At 71.2% G+C, this 16,145-nt stretch carries 13 protein-coding genes; 4 read left to right on the forward strand and 9 right to left on the reverse strand.

Features of this window, described 5'->3' with window-relative positions; translation table 11 throughout:
* Window positions 1–19: 19 nt before the first annotated feature.
* The 7 genes from H1D24_RS01875 to mce all read right to left on the reverse strand — a co-directional run bounded on the left by H1D24_RS01875 (window position 20) and on the right by mce (window position 10,074).
* Window positions 20–904 carry an ABC transporter permease gene (locus H1D24_RS01875; protein ID WP_181655539.1) on the reverse strand — a complete coding sequence of 295 codons (885 nt, stop codon included), beginning with the start codon at window positions 902–904 and terminating at the stop codon, window positions 20–22.
* Window positions 901–2,121 carry an ABC transporter ATP-binding protein gene (locus H1D24_RS01880; RefSeq protein WP_181655540.1) on the reverse strand — a complete coding sequence of 407 codons (1,221 nt, stop codon included), beginning with the start codon at window positions 2,119–2,121 and terminating at the stop codon, window positions 901–903. The genes H1D24_RS01875 and H1D24_RS01880 overlap by 4 nt, the downstream gene beginning before the upstream one ends.
* Before the next feature lie 125 nt (window positions 2,122–2,246).
* Window positions 2,247–3,017, reverse strand: a complete 771-nt coding sequence (locus tag H1D24_RS01885; RefSeq protein WP_181655541.1) for an ABC transporter permease — start codon at window positions 3,015–3,017, stop codon at window positions 2,247–2,249.
* 2 nt (window positions 3,018–3,019) lie between these two features.
* Entirely contained in the window at window positions 3,020–4,012 is a 993-nt protein-coding gene (locus H1D24_RS01890; protein ID WP_181655542.1) for an ABC transporter ATP-binding protein, read from the reverse strand.
* A 353-nt stretch (window positions 4,013–4,365) separates the two neighbouring features.
* Window positions 4,366–5,301 carry a coiled-coil domain-containing protein gene (locus H1D24_RS01895; RefSeq protein WP_181655543.1) on the reverse strand — a complete coding sequence of 312 codons (936 nt, stop codon included), beginning with the start codon at window positions 5,299–5,301 and terminating at the stop codon, window positions 4,366–4,368.
* 184 nt (window positions 5,302–5,485) lie between these two features.
* The gene (gene scy / locus H1D24_RS01900) at window positions 5,486–9,358 is read right to left on the reverse strand and encodes a polarized growth protein Scy (RefSeq protein ID WP_181655544.1); all 3,873 of its coding nucleotides are present in this window, start codon (window positions 9,356–9,358) and stop codon (window positions 5,486–5,488) included.
* Between the two features lie 275 nt (window positions 9,359–9,633).
* Window positions 9,634–10,074 (reverse strand): methylmalonyl-CoA epimerase, encoded by a 441-nt coding sequence (mce, locus tag H1D24_RS01905; RefSeq protein WP_181655545.1) that lies wholly within the window; start codon window positions 10,072–10,074, stop codon window positions 9,634–9,636.
* 144 nt (window positions 10,075–10,218) lie between these two features.
* Between mce and H1D24_RS01910 the strand changes: the two genes are divergently transcribed.
* Together H1D24_RS01910 and meaB are read left to right on the forward strand one after the other, a co-directional pair.
* Window positions 10,219–11,421: an acetyl-CoA C-acetyltransferase gene (locus tag H1D24_RS01910; protein WP_181655546.1), complete on the forward strand. Its 1,203-nt coding sequence runs from the start codon at window positions 10,219–10,221 to the stop codon at window positions 11,419–11,421.
* A gap of 52 nt (window positions 11,422–11,473) precedes the next feature.
* Window positions 11,474–12,430 carry a methylmalonyl Co-A mutase-associated GTPase MeaB gene (meaB, locus tag H1D24_RS01915; RefSeq protein ID WP_181655547.1) on the forward strand — a complete coding sequence of 319 codons (957 nt, stop codon included), beginning with the start codon at window positions 11,474–11,476 and terminating at the stop codon, window positions 12,428–12,430.
* Window positions 12,431–12,632: 202 nt separating this feature from the next.
* Here the strand turns inward: meaB and H1D24_RS01920 are convergent, their stop codons facing one another.
* Window positions 12,633–13,259 (reverse strand): PepSY domain-containing protein, encoded by a 627-nt coding sequence (locus tag H1D24_RS01920; protein ID WP_181655548.1) that lies wholly within the window; start codon window positions 13,257–13,259, stop codon window positions 12,633–12,635.
* A 130-nt stretch (window positions 13,260–13,389) separates the two neighbouring features.
* On the opposite strand from H1D24_RS01920, the gene H1D24_RS01925 reads away from it, so the two are divergent.
* Window positions 13,390–14,055 carry a response regulator transcription factor gene (locus H1D24_RS01925; RefSeq protein ID WP_181655549.1) on the forward strand — a complete coding sequence of 222 codons (666 nt, stop codon included), beginning with the start codon at window positions 13,390–13,392 and terminating at the stop codon, window positions 14,053–14,055.
* On the forward strand, window positions 14,052–15,458 hold the full coding sequence (locus tag H1D24_RS01930) for a sensor histidine kinase (RefSeq protein ID WP_181655550.1): 1,407 nt from the start codon (window positions 14,052–14,054) through the stop codon (window positions 15,456–15,458). Before H1D24_RS01925 ends, H1D24_RS01930 begins: the two co-directional genes overlap by 4 nt.
* Window positions 15,459–15,576: 118 nt before the next feature.
* Here H1D24_RS01930 and H1D24_RS01935 read toward each other — a convergent pair whose 3' ends face one another.
* Window positions 15,577–16,053 carry a MarR family winged helix-turn-helix transcriptional regulator gene (locus H1D24_RS01935; RefSeq protein WP_181655551.1) on the reverse strand — a complete coding sequence of 159 codons (477 nt, stop codon included), beginning with the start codon at window positions 16,051–16,053 and terminating at the stop codon, window positions 15,577–15,579.
* Between the last annotated feature and the right edge of the window lie 92 nt (window positions 16,054–16,145).

A 16,145-nucleotide genomic window follows, 5' to 3' on the forward strand; every position in this document is an offset into this window, starting at 1 on the left:
GGTGCCCCAGGTCACACGGTCACACGTCGCGCTTCTCCAGCAGCGCGAAGGCGCCCACGAGCGCGGCCGCCGTGACACCGACGAGCAGCCACAGCTGCGCGTTGCCGTGACCGCTCTCGCTGTCGAGGTGGAAGATCTTGGCCAGCGAGTTGGGGGCGTTGTAGTCCATCATCTTCTCGCCGATCTTGCGGGTGCTCTGGGAGATCATGAGGAACGCCGGCAGGATCGCGGGCACCAGGACGAGGCCCAGCATCGCGGTGATCGCACCCGCCGAGTGGCGCAGCATCGAGCCGACAGCGAGCGCCAGAACGCCCAGCAGCGACACGTACAGGGCGCCCTTGAGGACGGTGCCGCCCGAATCCGTGGGCGACGCCTCAGGCCCGCCGTGCATGGCCGCCGTCACCAGACCCACCAGCCCGATCGCCGCCGCGGAGACGACGAAGGCGACCGCGAAGTAGATCAGGATCTTCGCGGCCAGCACCCGGTGGCGCTGCGGCGACGCCGTGAAGGTGGTGCGGATCATGCCGGTGCCGTACTCGGAGGAGATCGCCAGCACACCCAGCGTGATCAGGCAGATCTGGCCGAGGACCAGGCCGAAGAAGGCGGGGAGGGTGTACGGCACGTCCACGAAGTCGATGTCGTTCGTCTGCCAGGCGACGAGCAGTCCGATGCCGATGACCAGGCAGAGGAAGACACCCAGCGTCCACATCGTGGAGCGCACAGACTTGATCTTCGTCCACTCGGAGCTGATCGCATGGCCGAGATGCGTGCCCTTGATGGGGATCGGCGAGGTGTACGAACCGCCCGGTGCCCCCTGCCAGTCGGCGGCCGGGGCGGCGCCCGGTGCCGGCGGGGCGGGGGCGTACGCCTGCTGGTTCGCCTGCTGCGGGTGCGGCGTCGTCATCGGAGGTCCTCGCTGTCGCGCTGGGTCGTGTCGGGGGTGGCGGGGGCGGGGGCCGCGGGTGCCGGCGGCTGTGCGTACGGGTTCGTTCCGGCTGCCGGCCCGGCGGCGTACGGCCCACCGGGCTGCCCGGACGCGTACGGCGCACCGGCCGGTGTCTGCGGCATGGCGAAGGGATGACCGCCCTGCTGGGGCGGCGGCGGTGCGTACCAGCCTGGCTGCCCCTGGCCCGGCACGGGCATCGCCTGCGGCGGCGGCATCGCGCCCGGCGGCAGCTGCTGCTGCAGCCCGGCCCGCTGGTCGATCGTCGAGCGGTAGTCGACGGCGCCCTGCGTCATCCGCATGTACGCCTCCTCCAGCGAGGCCTGGTGCGGTGAGAGTTCCCACAGGCGTACGTCCGCGTCGTGCGCCAGGTCACTGATGCGCGGCAGCGGCAGACCGGTCACGCGCAGCGCGCCGTCCTGCTCGGGCAGCACCTGGCCGCCCGCCTCGGTCAGCGCGGCCGTCAGCTTCTCGCGCTGCTGCGGCTCGGTGTCGGGCGTCCGCACCCGTGCGAAGTCGGCGGAGTTGTGCGAGATGAAGTCCTTGACGCTCATGTCGGCGAGCAGCTGTCCACGGCCGATCACGATCAAGTGGTCGGCGGTCAGCGCCATTTCGCTCATCAGATGCGAGGAGACGAACACCGTACGGCCTTCGCCGGCCAGGGACTTCATCAGATTGCGCACCCAGAGGATGCCCTCGGGGTCCAGACCATTGACGGGCTCGTCGAAGAGCAGCACCTGGGGGTCGCCGAGCAGTGCGGCCGCGATGCCGAGGCGCTGGCCCATACCGAGCGAGAAGCCCTTCGACCGCTTCTTCGCCACGTCCTGCAGACCGACGACGCCCAGCACCTCGTCGACCCGCCGGTCCGGGATGCCCGACAGCTGGGCCAGGCACAGCAGATGGTTGCGGGCGCTCCGGCCGCCGTGCACGGCCTTGGCGTCGAGCAGCGCGCCGACCTGACGCGGGGCGTTCGGGAGTTTGCGGTACGGATAGCCGCCGATCGTGACCTGGCCCGACGTGGGCTCGTCCAGACCGAGGATCATCCGCATCGTCGTCGACTTGCCCGAGCCGTTGGGGCCGAGAAAGCCGGTGACGGCACCTGGCCGCACCTGGAAGGAAAGGTTGTGCACGGCCGTCTTGTCGCCGTAGCGCTTCGTCAGGCCGACTGCCTCGATCATTCTCCGCACCCATCGAGAGGTTCACGACATCGGGGCGCGCGCCCCCGTAAGGGTTAGGAGGATAACGGGACGCTGACGGTTCCACCCACGTGACCGGCAAAGGGCGGGTGGGGACGGGGAGTCGGTCAGGCGTCCCTCTTCTTGATCACCGCATAGCCGCCGGCCAGCGCCGCCCCCACCCACAGCACCATGATCCCGAGCCCGCCCCAGGGTCCGTAGGGGGTGTCGTCGCCGAACGGCGTGACCACCTGCATGATCTTGCTGCCCGCCTGGTCCGGCAGATACCGGCCGATTTTCTCCGTCGCCGAGACATTGCCCAGGATGTTGGAGATCAGAAAGAAGAACGGCATCAGAATGCCGAGTGACAGCAGCGGGCCCCGCAGCATCGCCGCGACGCCCATCGAGAACATCGCGATCAGCGTCATGTAGAGGCCGCCGCCGATGACCGCCCGCAGGACGCCCGGGTCACCGATCGACGCCGCGTGCTCGCCCAGCATCGCCTGCCCGAGGGAGAAGGCGACGAAGCTGGTGGCCAGTCCGACGACGAAGGCCAGGAGCGTGGCGACGGCGACCTTGCCGAAGAGGAAGGTGCCGCGCTGGGGGACGGCGGCGAGCGACGTACGGATCATGCCGGTGCTGTACTCGCTGGAGACGACGAGGACGCCGAAGACGATCATCGCCAGCTGACCGAGGCTCATCCCGGCGAAGCTGACGAACGTCGGATCGAAGGCGATCTGGTCCCGGGCGCCCAGCCCCTCGAACTCACGCCTGGACAGCGCGCTGATCAGCACGCCCAGAGCGATCGTGACGACGGCGGCGAGACCGAGTGTCCACACCGTGGACGACACGGACCGGATCTTGGTCCACTCCGACCTCAGGACCTGGATCCCGGCCATGGTCAACCCCCCTTCCGCGACTGCCATCCGGCACCCCATCCGGGCTGCCCGGGCTGCTGCTCCGGTGGTGACGGCGTCGTACCGCCCGTCCCGGGATGCGCGTGGTACTCCACTGCCTCGGCGGTGAGCCGCATGAACGCCGCCTCGAGCGAGGCCTGCTGGGGGCTGAGCTCATGGAGGACGATTCCGTGCCGGGCGGCCAGTTCACCCAGCAGCTCGGGTTTGCCGCCGTCCACCTCGAGCGCGCCGTTGCCGACCTCGATGGCGCTGATACCGGCTCCGCTCAGCACGTCGAGCAGCCTCTCGCGCTGGGGCGAGCGGAGTCGTACGTACGAGCGGGAATTCCGTTGGATGAAGTCGGCCATAGAGGTGTCCGCGAGGAGCCGGCCCTGACCGATGACGACCAGGTGGTCCGCGGTCAGCGCCATCTCGCTCATCAGGTGCGAGGAGACGAAGACCGTACGGCCCTGGGCCGCCAGGGACTTCATGAGGTTGCGGATCCAGTGGATGCCCTCGGGATCGAGGCCGTTGACCGGCTCGTCGAACATCAGGATCCGCGGGTCGCCGAGCAGCGCGCCGGCGATGCCGAGGCGCTGGCCCATGCCCATCGAGAACCCCTTGGCCTTCTTCCTCGCGACGGCGGTGAGGCCCACGGTGTCGAGGACCTCGCGCACCCGGCTGCGGGGAATGCCGTTGCTCTGCGCGAGACAGAGCAGATGGTTGTAGGCGCTGCGGCCGCCGTGCACGGCATTCGCGTCGAGCAGCGCGCCGATGTACTTCAGCGGGTCCTTCAGCTGGTCGTAGTGGATGCCGTCGATGCGGACGTCGCCCGCGGTGGGGCGGTCGAGCCCGAGCACCATGCGCATGGTGGTGGACTTGCCGGCGCCGTTCGGTCCGAGAAAGCCGGTGACCATGCCTGGGCGCACGGTGAAGGTGAGGTTGTTGACGGCCAGCTTTTCGCCGTAGCGCTTGGTGAGTCCGGCGAGCTCAATCATGTCGACAACGCTATGGCGCTGGCCTTTGCGGCGCCTGTTTTAGACCGACCGGCAAATGGGGGGCGGCGTCGCGGGGCTGGGCACGCACATCTGCGGCGGTCTCGTCAGTCAACAACGCTCCGCGTTGCCTCCCTCCTCCGCCTTGCAGCTGCACGCACCCAGCCCCGCTCCTTCTCCCACCCCCCATTTGCCGGTCGGTCTTAGCCGAGAGCTCGGGGGAGGGTGGGCACAACCCACGACGTACGGCGCGTCGAAACCGTACCGAACGCAACCGTGCCCCGCACCGCTGACTGCGGTGCGGGGCACGTACCAAATCCGGGACCTCCGCGTCAGCGGAAGCCGCGCCGGCGGAACTAGCGGGTCTGCTGGGCCGGGACGCCCCGCGAGATCGGCTCGTCCTCCGTCGGCGTGCCCGCCGCGGCCACCGCCGCGCCCGTCAGCGTCGCGAGCATCTCGCGGACGTTCGTCAGCTGCGCGTTGATGGAGTCGCGGCGGTTCGTGAGCGCCGCCAGCTCGCGCTCGGATTCCGAGCGGATCCGGTCCGCCTTGGCGTTCGCGTCCGCGACGATGTCCTCGGCCTGGCGCTGCGCCGTCTCCACGGTCTGCCGCGCACGGCGCTCCGCGTCCGTCCGCAGCTTCTCGGCCTCGAGCCGCAGCTGCTCCGCACGGTGCTCGATCTCCGCGAGCCGCTTCTCCGCCTTCGCCTGACGCGACGCGAGGTCGCGCTCGGACTGCTCGCGACGCTTCGCCAGGTTCGTCTCGAAGTCGGCAGCCGCCTGCGCGGCCTTGGCACGGGTCTCCTCGAAGAGAGCGTCCGCCTCCTCGCGCTTGGACTGCGCGTCCTTCTGCGCCTCGGCGCGCAGCGTGGCCGCCTCGCCCTTGGCCTTCTCGACGATCCGAACGCCCTCGTCCTCGGCCTTGGCCTTGCGGTCCGCGGCGAACGATTCTGCGTCGTTGCGCACCTGCTGGGCCGCCGACTCGGCGAGCTCGCGGTGCTGCTCGGCCGCTCGCCTGGCCTCCTCGCGCAGATCCTTGGCCTCTTCCTCGGCGAGGCGCAGGATCTTCTCGACGCGCGCGCCGAGACCCGCGTACGACGGCTCGGCGTCGTTCACCTGCGCCTGGGCGTTCTGCGTCTCGAGGTGGAGTTCCTCGATGCGCTTCTCCAGGGCGGTGATACGTGCCAGAGCACTGTCACGGTCGGAGACGAGCTTGGAAATGCGTTCGTCCACCTGAGCGCGGTCGTATCCACGCCGCACAAGCTCGAAGCCGTAGGGGGAAGTGTCGCTCATGGGGTTCCTGTCGAATGAGACCGGTGAGGTGATAGGGAGAATCCTAGGGGCCCAAACGGCGTGTCATCGAGCAGATGCCCGTTTGATCTGGAGAATGACACCCCTTTTGAGTGGCTAACGGCCGGAGCACTTGCACAGCAAGAGCACCGAAGCTCCCTACAAAGCATGGAACGTGCCGTTCTGGCTAGCCCTCGGACGGCTTACCACCCGATCGTGGCGCCCCAACCGTAGCGCCCGCTTTGACACCACCCGCGCCCGGGCCGCCGTTCGCCCCGGCCCTGCCGGCCGACGGGGTCTCGAAGGACTCCAACGCCTCTAGGACGTCCTGGACACGGGAGATCTCGGCGTTGATGTCCTCGCGGCGGCGGACCAGCACCTCCAGCTCTCGCTTGCCCTCCTCGACCATCCGCTCGGCCTCGGCCTCGGCCTCGCTCTTGATGCGCTCGGCCTCCCGCGTCAGCTCGGCCTTCTTCTGCTCGGCCTCCTTGAGCAGCGCCTCGGCCTTCTTGACCGCGGCGATCCGTACCTTGCTCGCCTCGGAACTGGCCTCCGACATCAGGTCCTTGGCCTTGGCCTCGGCCTCGGCCAGCTGGTCCTCGGCGGCCTTCACCAGGGCGTCGCACCGCTCGCCGGCGGACTTCATCGCCTCGGCGGACTCACGCCGTGCGCGCTCGTGCAGCTCCTCGATCTCCGTGGTGATGCGGTCGCGCAGCTCCTCGGCGCGCTCCCGGATCGCGGTCGCGTCCCGGCGCGCCCCGACGAGCAGTTCGTCCGCGTCCGTACGGGCCTGCTCCACCAGCGTGTTGCCCTCGATGGTGGCCTCGGCGACCAGCCGCTCGGCCTCGTTGCGGGCGGCACCGACCATGGTGTCGGCCTGCGCCTCGGCGTCCGCGGTGGCCTTGTGCGCGTTCTGCTGCGCCTCCGCGGTCAGCTTCTCGGCCTCCGCCGAGGCCTCCGTGATGAGCTTGTCGACCTGTTCGGCCGCCTCGGAGCGCCGCTTGTTGGCTTCCCCGCGGGCCTCGTCGAGGGTCCGCTCGGCCTCGTCCCGGGCGGCGGACGTGACCCGCTCGGCCTCCGCCTCGGCCTCGGCCTTGACGCGCGCCGCCTCGCTGCGCATCCGCTCGGCGTGCTGCTGCGCGGACGCCACGGTCTCGGCGGCTTCGGCACGCAGCCGCTCGGCGTCGCCGGTCGCGTCGGACATGAGCTTCTCGGCCTTGGCGACGGACTCGGAGCGGACCCGCTCGGCCTCCGCGGCCGTCTCGGTTGCCAGCCGTTCCGCCTCGCTGACGGCCTCGCCGATCAGCGTGTCCGCCTGCGTCGCCGCGTCGGACCGGATGCGGTTGGCGTCCTCGCGGGCCTCGCCCCGGGCGCGCGCCGCGTCCTGCTCGGCGGACGCGATGGTCTCGGAGGCCTCCGTACGAAGACGCTGGGCGTGCTCGGAGGCCTCGGACCGCAGCCGCTCCGACTCGGCGATCGCCTCCGAAACGGTGCGCTCGGCCAGGGACTTGGCGGCCTCGGTCTCGTCCGCGGCCTCGCGCCGCAGCCGGGCGGCGTCCTCGGCGGCGCGCTCCCGCTCGGCGTAGGCGTCGGCGCGGACGCGGTCCGCCTCCTCCTGCGCCTCCGTACGTGTGCGCTCCGCCGCGTGCTCGGCGGCGCTGCGCAGGCCCGAGATCTCCTCCTGGGCCTGCTCGTGCAGCCCGGCCACGGAGTCGCGTACCTGCTGGGCGGTCTGCTCGGCGTTCGCGACCATCTCGGTCGCCCGCCGGTCGGCCTCTTCGACGAGGCGGACCGCCTCGGCCTGCGCCTCCTCGATACGGGCGCGCGCGGAGGCCAGCAGCTCCTCGCTCTGCTCGCGGGCCCGCTCGCGCTCCTGGTCGGCCTCCTGACGGGCCGAGCCGAGGGTCTCGTCGGCCTCGCGGCGGCGCCGGGCGGCCTCCTCCTGAGCGGCGGCCAGCGCCTCGGCGGCCTCCGCGCCGACGCGCTCTGCGGCGGCAGCGGCCTCCGCCCGTACGCGGTCGGCCGTCTCCTGGGCCTCCGTCTTCAGCCGCTCCGCCTCGGCGGCGGCCTCGCTGCGCAGCCGTACCGCCACGGCCTCGCCCTCGGCACGGGATTGCGAGGCGTCCGCGGCGGCCTCGTTACGGAGCCGCTCGGCCTCCGTCTCGGCCTGCGCCTGGAGCGTCCGGATGCGCTCGGCGGACTCGGTGCGCAGCCGGTCCGTCTCCTCGGCAGCCTCGCGGCGGATGCGCTCCGCATCCGCGCGCGCGTCGCTGAGCGCCTGTTCGGCTGCGGCGAGCCGCTCCTCGGCCTCCGTGTGCAGCCGGGTCAGCTCCTCGGCCGCCTCGGCCCGCCGGGCCTCGACGGCCCGCTCGGCCTCCTCGCGCAGAACCCCCGCGGCCCGCTCCGCCTCGGCCGCGGTGGCCTCGGCCTGCTCGGCGGCCTCCGCGCGGTGCCGATCGGCCTCGGCACGGGTGCGCTCCAGGGTCTCCTCGGCCTGCCGGCGCAAGCTGGTGGCGCGCTCGATGGCCTCGGTGCGCACCCGCTCGCTGTCGGTCGTCGCCGCGCTGCGCAGCTCGTCGGCGTCGGCCTTCGCCTTCGCCAGCAGCTCCTCGGCGCTCTTCGCGGCCTCCTCGATCTGCTGGATGGCCTCGCGCCGCGCCTCACTGCGGATCCGCTCGCCCTCCGCGACCGCCTCGGCGCGCAGCTGCTCGGCCTCGCCGCGCAGCCGGCGCGCCTCCTCCTGCAGCTCGACCGTCTTGGCGCGGTACTCCTTGGTGTCGTCCTTCGCCGCGCCCTTGAGCTCCTCGGCGATGTCGTGCGCCTCGGCGCGCAGCCGGTCCGACTCGGCCTCCGCCTCGCGGCGGATCCGCTCGGCCTCCTCGGTCGCGGCCTTCGTGGTCGCCTTGGCGTCCTCGGACGCCTTGTTCAGTACGTCCTCGGCCGTACGCGCGGCCTTGGACAGCTGCGACGCGGTCTCCTCCGCCGTGATCGAACGGGCCTTCTCGGCGGCCTCGGCGAGCAGCTTCTCGGCCTCGGCCTTGGCGTCCGCCACGACCTGCTCGGCCTCGGCCTTGGTGCTCTCGGCCTCCTTCGTGGCCTCGCTCACCAGACGGGCGACCTGCTCCTTGGCGGTGCGGGTGCGCTGCTCGTTCGTCGACTCGGCGTTCGTCAGGGCCTTGGCCGCGGCGTCCTTCGCCTCCGCGAGGACCTTCTCGGCCTCGCCGCGGGCCTCGCGCAGCGCGGTCTCGGCCTCGGCCATGCGCTGCTCGGCGGTGCGGCTCAGCTCCGTCGCCTGGCGGCGTGCCGCCTCGGACTCGGTCGCGGAGGAGCTGCGCAGCTGCTCCGCGTGGTCGGTGGCCTCCTGGGCCTGCGTCGACGCCGCGTTCAGCAGCCGCTCGGCGTCGGTACGCGCGCGGCGCAGGATCGCTTCGGCTTCGGCACGGGCGGATTCCGCCTCGTTACCCAGCCGCTGACGTGCCTCTTCGGTGAGGCGCTGGGCCTCGGCGCGGGCGGCGGCGAGCGCCTGCTCGGCCTCGGCGCGCGACTCCTCGAGCAGCCGGCGGGCCTGCTGCTCGGTGCGGGCCCGCAGCTGCTCGGCCCAGGCCACGTTCTCGTTGACGTGCGACTCGACGGTCGCGCGGCGCTCGGCGAGCTCCTGGTCGAGCTGCTGGCGGCGGGACACGGCCTCGGCGTGCAGCTCCGCCTGGAGGCGGGCCGCCTGCTCGGCGTGCTCCTGGAGGATGCGCTGGTTCTGGGCGCGGGCCTCGCGCAGCGCGGTCTCGGCCTCCGCACGCAGCTGGTCGGCCTGGACCTGGGCGTTACGCAGGAGCTGCTCGGCCTGGTAGCCGATGTCGGCGGCGTCGTAGGCAGGACGGGATGCCAGGTTCCGGCGCGCCTCGTGGAGCTTGGCGCGCAACACCTCCACCTGGTAGCCGAGATCCTCGGCGTGCTGGACGGCCTTCTCACGCTCGGTCTTCAGCCGCTCCATCTCGGCCTCGAACCGAGAGAGATGATCGGCCTCAGGCCGTCGCCCGCTCTCCTGGCTTTCGTAGCCCCGCACTGCGCGGTCCCATCCGTCCCCTGGTCGCAAGTCTCTCCAACGAGCACCGTCCATCCCGCCGAACGGGGCCCCCGGGGAATGGTGTCAGATCAACGGCGGAGCATGGGCTGCTGCCCCGACGCTCGCCCCCCGAAACCTGGACCCCGGCCCGCGACCCCCCGGCGAGCGGGGAGCCGCTCCAACCCTACCGGCCCAGCTCATCCGCTTGGCCGGGCCGAGCTGCTTTTTTCTGGTTGGGGGGCCGGGGGCCGCCCCCGGAACATGCAGTACGGAGATCAGTGCCCGGATGACTCAGCGGCCGCGGACGTGACCAGCTCGGTGAGCACTCCATGGCAGTCCTTGGGGTGCAGGAACGTGATGCGGGAGCCCATCGAGCCGCGGCGGGGCTCGTCGTAGAGGACCCGTACGCCCTTGTCCTTGATGTCGGCGGCGTCCGCGTCGACATCCGCGGTGCCGAAGGCGATGTGGTGCACGCCCTCGCCGTTCTTGGCCAGCCACTTGGCGACCGTGGAGTCCTCGCGGGTGGGCTCGAGGAGCTGGAGGTACGAGGCGCCGCCGTCGGAGGTCTCGTTGATCTTGAGCATGGCCTCCCGTACGCCCTGCTCCTCGTTGATCTCCGAGTGGAACACCTCGAAGCCGTACGTGGCACGGTAGAACTCAACAGTCTTGTCGAGGTCGAAACAGGCGATCCCGATGTGGTCGATTCGCGTCAGCATGGATTCAGTGCAGCGCTAAGGCGTTGGTTACGCAACGTGCGCGCGATCACACCGTCTGCCGGATGACGGGGTGGGTACTGGTCAGTACATTCAAGTAAACCCTCGTTCACTCCTCGGCACTGCTGCCGGAAGGGGATCTGTCTCATGTCTGGAACGAACGGCACCACCTCAGTGATCGTCGCGGGCGCGCGCACGCCCATGGGGCGGCTCCTTGGCTCGCTGAAGTCCTTCTCGGGTGCGGAGCTGGGCGGCTTCGCCATCAAGGCCGCGCTGGACCGGGCCGGCATCGGCGGTGACCAGGTGCAGTACGTGATCATGGGCCAGGTGCTCCAGGCCGGGGCAGGGCAGATCCCGGCACGCCAGGCCGCGGTCAAGGCCGGCATCCCCATGAACGTCCCGGCGCTCACGATCAACAAGGTCTGTCTCTCCGGGCTCGACGCCATCGCCCTCGCCGACCAGCTCATTCGTGCGGGTGAGTTCGACGTGATCGTCGCGGGCGGCCAGGAGTCCATGACCAACGCGCCGCATCTGCTGCCGAAGTCCCGGGAGGGCTTCAAGTACGGCGCGGTCGAGATGATCGACGCGATGGCGTACGACGGTCTGACCGACTCCTTCGAGGGCATCGCCATGGGCGCGTCCACGGAGAAGCACAACACCCGGCTGGGTATCGCCCGCCCGGAGCAGGACGAGTTCTCCGCCCTGTCGCACCAGCGTGCGGCCGCCGCCCAGAAGAACGGCATCTTCGAGGCGGAGATCACGCCCGTGGAGATCCCGCAGCGCAAGGGCGAGCCCGTCGTCTTCAGCAAGGACGAGGGGATCCGCGGCGAGACGACCGCCGAGTCGCTGGCCAAGCTGCGCCCGGCGTTCGCCAAGGACGGCACCATCACGGCCGGCTCGGCCTCGCAGATCTCGGACGGCGCGGCCGCGGTCGTGGTGATGAGCAAGGCCAGGGCCGAGGAGCTGGGCCTGGAGTGGATCGCCGAGATCGGCGCCCACGGGAACGTGGCCGGTCCTGACAACTCGCTGCAGTCGCAGCCCTCGAACGCCATTCAGCACGCGCTGAAGAAGGAGGGCCTCGAGGTCGAGGACCTCGACCTGATCGAGATCAACGAGGCCTTCGCCGCCGTCGCCGTGCAGTCAATGAAGGACCTCGGGGTGTCTACCGAAAAGGTGAATGTCAACGGCGGCGCGATTGCCCTGGGTCACCCGATCGGGATGTCCGGCGCCCGTCTCGTCCTCCACCTCGCGCTCGAACTGAAGCGGCGCGGCGGCGGCATGGGTGCGGCCGCACTGTGCGGTGGCGGCGGGCAGGGAGACGCGCTGATCGTGCGCGTGCCCAAGAGCTGATCCCTCTTCGAACACGTCTCGTCTCGTCGGTACGACCCGGAACGGAGCTGTGATGCAGGACGTCGCCTCGCTGGTGGCCCAGGCCAGGGAAGGGCGGCCGCGGGCCGTGGCCCGGCTGATCTCCCTGGTGGAGGGGGCGTCCCCGCAGCTGAGGGAGGTCATGGAGACGCTGGCGCCGCTGACGGGACATGCATACGTCGTGGGGCTCACCGGGTCGCCGGGCGTCGGCAAGTCCACCTCCACGTCCGCGCTCGTGACCGCGTACCGCAAGGCCGGGAAGCGGGTCGGCGTGCTGGCCGTCGACCCGTCGTCCCCGTTCTCCGGCGGCGCGCTGCTCGGCGACCGGGTGCGGATGTCCGAGCACGCCTCGGATCCCGGCGTCTACATCAGGTCCATGGCCACGCGCGGCCATCTGGGCGGGCTCGCGTGGGCCGCACCGCAGGCGATCCGGGTGCTCGACGCCGCCGGGTGCGACGTGATCCTCGTGGAGACGGTGGGGGTCGGCCAGTCGGAGGTGGAGATCGCCTCGCAGGCGGACACGTCGGTGGTGCTGCTCGCGCCCGGGATGGGCGACGGGATCCAGGCCGCCAAGGCCGGCATCCTCGAGATCGGCGATGTGTACGTGGTCAACAAGGCCGACCGGGACGGGGCCGACGCGACCGCCCGCGAGCTGAACCACATGCTGGGGCTCGGGGAGTCCCGAGCGCCCGGTGACTGGCGCCCGCCCATCGTGAAGACGGTGGCGGCGCGCGGGGAGGGCATCGAAGAGGTCGTCGAGGCACTCGAGAAGCACCGGGCGTGGATGGAGGAGCGGGGGGTCCTGGCCGAGCGGCGGCTGGCCCGGGCCGCCGGGGAGGTCGAGACGATCGCGGTCACGGCACTCCGGGAGCGCATCGGCGACCTGCACGGCGACCGCCGCCTGAGCGCGCTGGCGGAGCGGATCGTGGCGGGGGAGCTGGATCCGTACGCGGCTGCGGATGAGCTGGTGGCGGGGCTTACGGAGGCGTAAGGCCTGACGGCGCCCTTCGCGGTTATTGGGCGCCCTTCTTTGTGGGGGTGCCCCACAAGGTGGCCTCTCGCGGCATGGGGGCACCCCATCGTCCCCTTCGGCCGGATGGCGGCCGCAGGGTAGACCGTTGTGGGCACGCGTGGCACAACCCACGACGTACGGTGCGTCGAGTACGGCCTCAGCGCAGCTTCGGCGGCGACGGTCAGTCGTCGTCGCTGTCGTCGTCCGCCTGCGGACGGTCCGCGGTGACCGCGCCGGACCGCAGGTCCACATTCCAGTCCCGCTCGCCGCCGGAGGCGACCGTCTCCACCTCCCACCCCCGCGCCGTACCGTCGTCGTCCACATCGACGGATGTGACGACCCCCCGCCCGGCAAGGGCCTCCGCGGCCTCCGCCGCAGAAACCGAGGCCCCGTTCAACGCCGCCCGCACCCGCGCAGCGTCATCGTCGTCCTCGTGCTCGACATGCGAGCCGAGAACCTTGGCGGTACCCGGGTCGACCTGGACGCTGCGCCACTCGTTCCCCTTGGTGAGCACGTCCACGTCCCAGACCAGGGCCCTGTCCTCGTCCTCGAGGTCGGCGGAGACCGCTGTACCCGGCGTGTGCGCGAGCGCCGCGGCGATGGCCTCGACGGCGCTCACCCGCGCGGCCTTCGCCTCGGTGCCGTCGTCCGCGGCATCCTCCGAGGCGTCGTCCCGCTCGTCGTCGTTGATCTGCACGCTCGACCGAGCTGCCGGCGCCTCGTCGTCGCCCGTGATGGCGAAGGCCGTCACCGTGCCGCCCGCGATGAGGGCCGCGGCGGCGCCGGCGATGACGATGGTGCGCTTCATAATGGTTCCTCCCGATGTCGTACGGCTTCGTGCCGTTCGTTGCGACGAGGACCAATCTGGCGGAGCGATGCTGAAGCCCCGCTGAAGGAACCTGAAGGAGCCTTCAGGTTCACTTTGCGAGGCTGTGTCCATGAGGCTGCTGATCGTTGAGGACGAGCGGCGGCTGGCCCTGTCGCTCGCCAAGGGCCTGACCGCCGAGGGATACGCCGTGGACGTCGTCCACGACGGGCTCGAGGGACTGCACAGGGCCGGCGAGGGCGCGTACGACCTCGTCGTCCTCGACATCATGCTGCCCGGCATGAACGGCTACCGCGTGTGCGCGGCCCTGCGCGCCGCCGGGCACGACGTGCCGATCCTGATGCTGACCGCGAAGGACGGCGAGTACGACGAAGCGGAGGGGCTCGACACCGGCGCCGACGACTACCTCGCCAAGCCGTTCTCGTACGTCGTGCTGGTCGCCCGGATCAAGGCGCTGCTGCGCAGGCGCGGCCGGGCGGGCGGCTCGCCCGTGCATCGGCTGGGTGAGCTGCGGGTCGACACGGCGGCCCGCCGCGTGCTCCGCGGCGACGACGAAGTTCCGCTCACCGCAAAGGAGTTCGCCGTACTGGAGCATCTGGTGGTGCGCGCGGGCGAGGTCGTGTCCAAGGCCGAGATTCTCGAGCACGTCTGGGACTTCGCGTACGAAGGCGACCCGAACATCGTCGAGGTGTATGTGAGCGCGCTGCGGCGCAAGCTGGGGGCCGGGCTCATCCGGACCGTGCGCGGCGCCGGATACCGGCTGGAGGCCGCACAGTGAGGCGGCTCCTGGGGTCCGTACGGGCGCGGGCCACGCTCGGTGCGACGCTGGTCGTCGCCGCCGCCCTCGTCGCCGCGGGGGCCGCCGTCGTGCTCTCGCTGCGCGCGAATCTGACCGGTCAGGCGGGCGGCGAGGCCGAGTCGGCGGCGCGCAGGGTCGCCGCCGATCTGGCCGGGCGCACCCCGTTCGACCGGCTGGACCTGGAGGGGGACAACCCCGTGCAGGTCTTCGACCGGGACGGGCGGCTGCGCGCCGTCAGCGAGGACCTGGAGCGCATCAGCGGTACGGGCCACGGCGCCGTGCGGCCGGAGTCGGTGGCGGCCTCGGACGATGACGAGGAAGAGGGTGACGAGGACTCCCTCGAAGCCGGTGAGATCTCCGAGGAGGCCACCTTCACCGACGGCTCCGCGACGGTCGACGGCGAGACCGAGGACTACAGGTTCGCCGCGGTCCAGGTGGACGTCGACGGGCTGGGCACCCTCACCGTGTACGCCGGCGCGCCCCTCTCCGCCGAGCAGAGCGCCGTCCGCACCGCGTTGACCGCCATGCTCATCGGCTTCCCGCTGCTGCTCGCCGTCGTGGCCGCCGTGACATGGCTGGTGACCCGGCGCGCCCTGCGGCCCGTGGAGGACATACGCCGGGAGATGGCCGCCATCACGGCCTCGGAGGACCTTGCGCGGCGGGTGCCGCAGCCGGACACGCACGACGAGATCGCACGGCTGGCGCGGACCACCAACGAGACGCTCACCGCGCTGGAGGCCTCAGTGGAGCGTCAGCGCCGGTTCGTCGCGGACGCCTCGCACGAACTGCGCAGCCCCATCGCCTCACTCCGGACCCAGCTCGAAGTCGGCGCCGCCCACCCCGAGCTGCTGGACGTCGACGGCGCGGTCGCGGACACCGTACGCCTGCAGCAGCTCGCCGCCGACCTGCTGCTGCTCGCCCGACTGGACGCCGGGGAGCGGCCCGGCGGGACCCGGCTGGACCTGGCTGCGCTGGTACGCGAGGAGCTCTCGCAGCGGACGGCCGACCGTGTTCGTGCGGAGGCGGACCTGGAGCCAGTGGAGGTGGCCGGGTCGCGCGGCCAGCTGACCCGCGTGCTGGGAAATCTGCTCGACAACGCCCAGCGGCACGCGCGCTCGGGGGTCAGCGTCACCGTGCGGGCGCGGGGCCGCTGGGCCGTGGTCGAGGTCGCCGACGACGGGGACGGGGTGCCGGAGCCGGAGCGGGAGCGGATCTTCGAGCGATTCGTACGCCTTGACGACGCGCGGTCCCGGGACGACGGCGGGGCGGGCCTGGGACTGGCCATCGCCCGGGATGTGGCGGTACGCCATGGCGGCGCGCTGACGGTTCGGGCCGCCCCTGGCGGAGGCGCACTCTTCGAACTCCGGCTACCCGCCGAGTAGTGCAGCGCGCCCTACCGTGGGCACCTCCCACGCGCTCTTCAGGCAGTGGGGAGGGCGGGCACAACCCCACGACGCACGGATCCGCGCGTGCTGCCCAGGCCAGGGCGACGCCGTGGGCCTACGGCTTCCCCCGCTGCACCCGCAAATGTTCCGCAATCGGCCTCAGCGACTTGTGCAGCTCCTCGAGCGCCTCAGGTGACAGCAGATCGATGAAGTGCCGGCGCACCGACGCGACATGGTGCGGTGCCACCCGTCGCATGGTCTCCATGCCCTGGTCGGTCAGCACCGCGTACAGCCCGCGACGGTCGGACTCGCAGTTCTCGCGGCGCACGAGCTGCGCGTTCTCCATGCGTGTGATCTGGTGCGACAGGCGGCTCTTGGACTGGAGGGTCGCGGCGGCGAGGTCGCTCATCCGCATGCGGTGGTCCTCGGACTCCGACAGATTGACGAGGATCTCGTAGTCGTTCATCGTCAGGCCGAACGGCTGCAGGTCCCGCTCCAGCTGGTAGGTCAACAGCCTGTTGACCTCCAGGTGAGTTCGCCAGGTGCACTGCTCGGCATCTGTCAGCCAGCGCGTGGCCGTCTCGGTCTCCATGAGTCGATTCTACCTAAGGAAGTTGAAGAGTGAACGAACTATGAGGGTGTGACAGCGCGCAAGCGTTCGAGGTCACACTCCGCAGAGTACCG

The sequence above is a fragment of the Streptomyces himalayensis subsp. himalayensis genome (assembly GCF_013778455.1).
GTDB classification, from domain to species: domain Bacteria; phylum Actinomycetota; class Actinomycetes; order Streptomycetales; family Streptomycetaceae; genus Streptomyces; species Streptomyces himalayensis.

What these genes read in the sequence shown, in the direction of transcription:
- H1D24_RS01890 (WP_181655542.1), bottom strand. Translation starts at nt 4,012, where the DNA reads ATGATTGAGCTCGCCGGACTCACCAAGCGCTACGGCGAAAAGCTGGCC.
- H1D24_RS01910 (WP_181655546.1), top strand. Translation starts at nt 10,219, where the DNA reads ATGTCTGGAACGAACGGCACCACCTCAGTGATCGTCGCGGGCGCGCGC.
- mce (WP_181655545.1), bottom strand. Translation starts at nt 10,074, where the DNA reads ATGCTGACGCGAATCGACCACATCGGGATCGCCTGTTTCGACCTCGAC.
- H1D24_RS01920 (WP_181655548.1), bottom strand. Translation starts at nt 13,259, where the DNA reads ATGAAGCGCACCATCGTCATCGCCGGCGCCGCCGCGGCCCTCATCGCG.
- H1D24_RS01875 (WP_181655539.1), bottom strand. Translation starts at nt 904, where the DNA reads ATGACGACGCCGCACCCGCAGCAGGCGAACCAGCAGGCGTACGCCCCC.
- H1D24_RS01880 (WP_181655540.1), bottom strand. Translation starts at nt 2,121, where the DNA reads ATGATCGAGGCAGTCGGCCTGACGAAGCGCTACGGCGACAAGACGGCC.
- H1D24_RS01885 (WP_181655541.1), bottom strand. Translation starts at nt 3,017, where the DNA reads ATGGCCGGGATCCAGGTCCTGAGGTCGGAGTGGACCAAGATCCGGTCC.
- meaB (WP_181655547.1), top strand. Translation starts at nt 11,474, where the DNA reads ATGCAGGACGTCGCCTCGCTGGTGGCCCAGGCCAGGGAAGGGCGGCCG.
- H1D24_RS01935 (WP_181655551.1), bottom strand. Translation starts at nt 16,053, where the DNA reads ATGGAGACCGAGACGGCCACGCGCTGGCTGACAGATGCCGAGCAGTGC.
- H1D24_RS01895 (WP_181655543.1), bottom strand. Translation starts at nt 5,301, where the DNA reads ATGAGCGACACTTCCCCCTACGGCTTCGAGCTTGTGCGGCGTGGATAC.
- H1D24_RS01925 (WP_181655549.1), top strand. Translation starts at nt 13,390, where the DNA reads ATGAGGCTGCTGATCGTTGAGGACGAGCGGCGGCTGGCCCTGTCGCTC.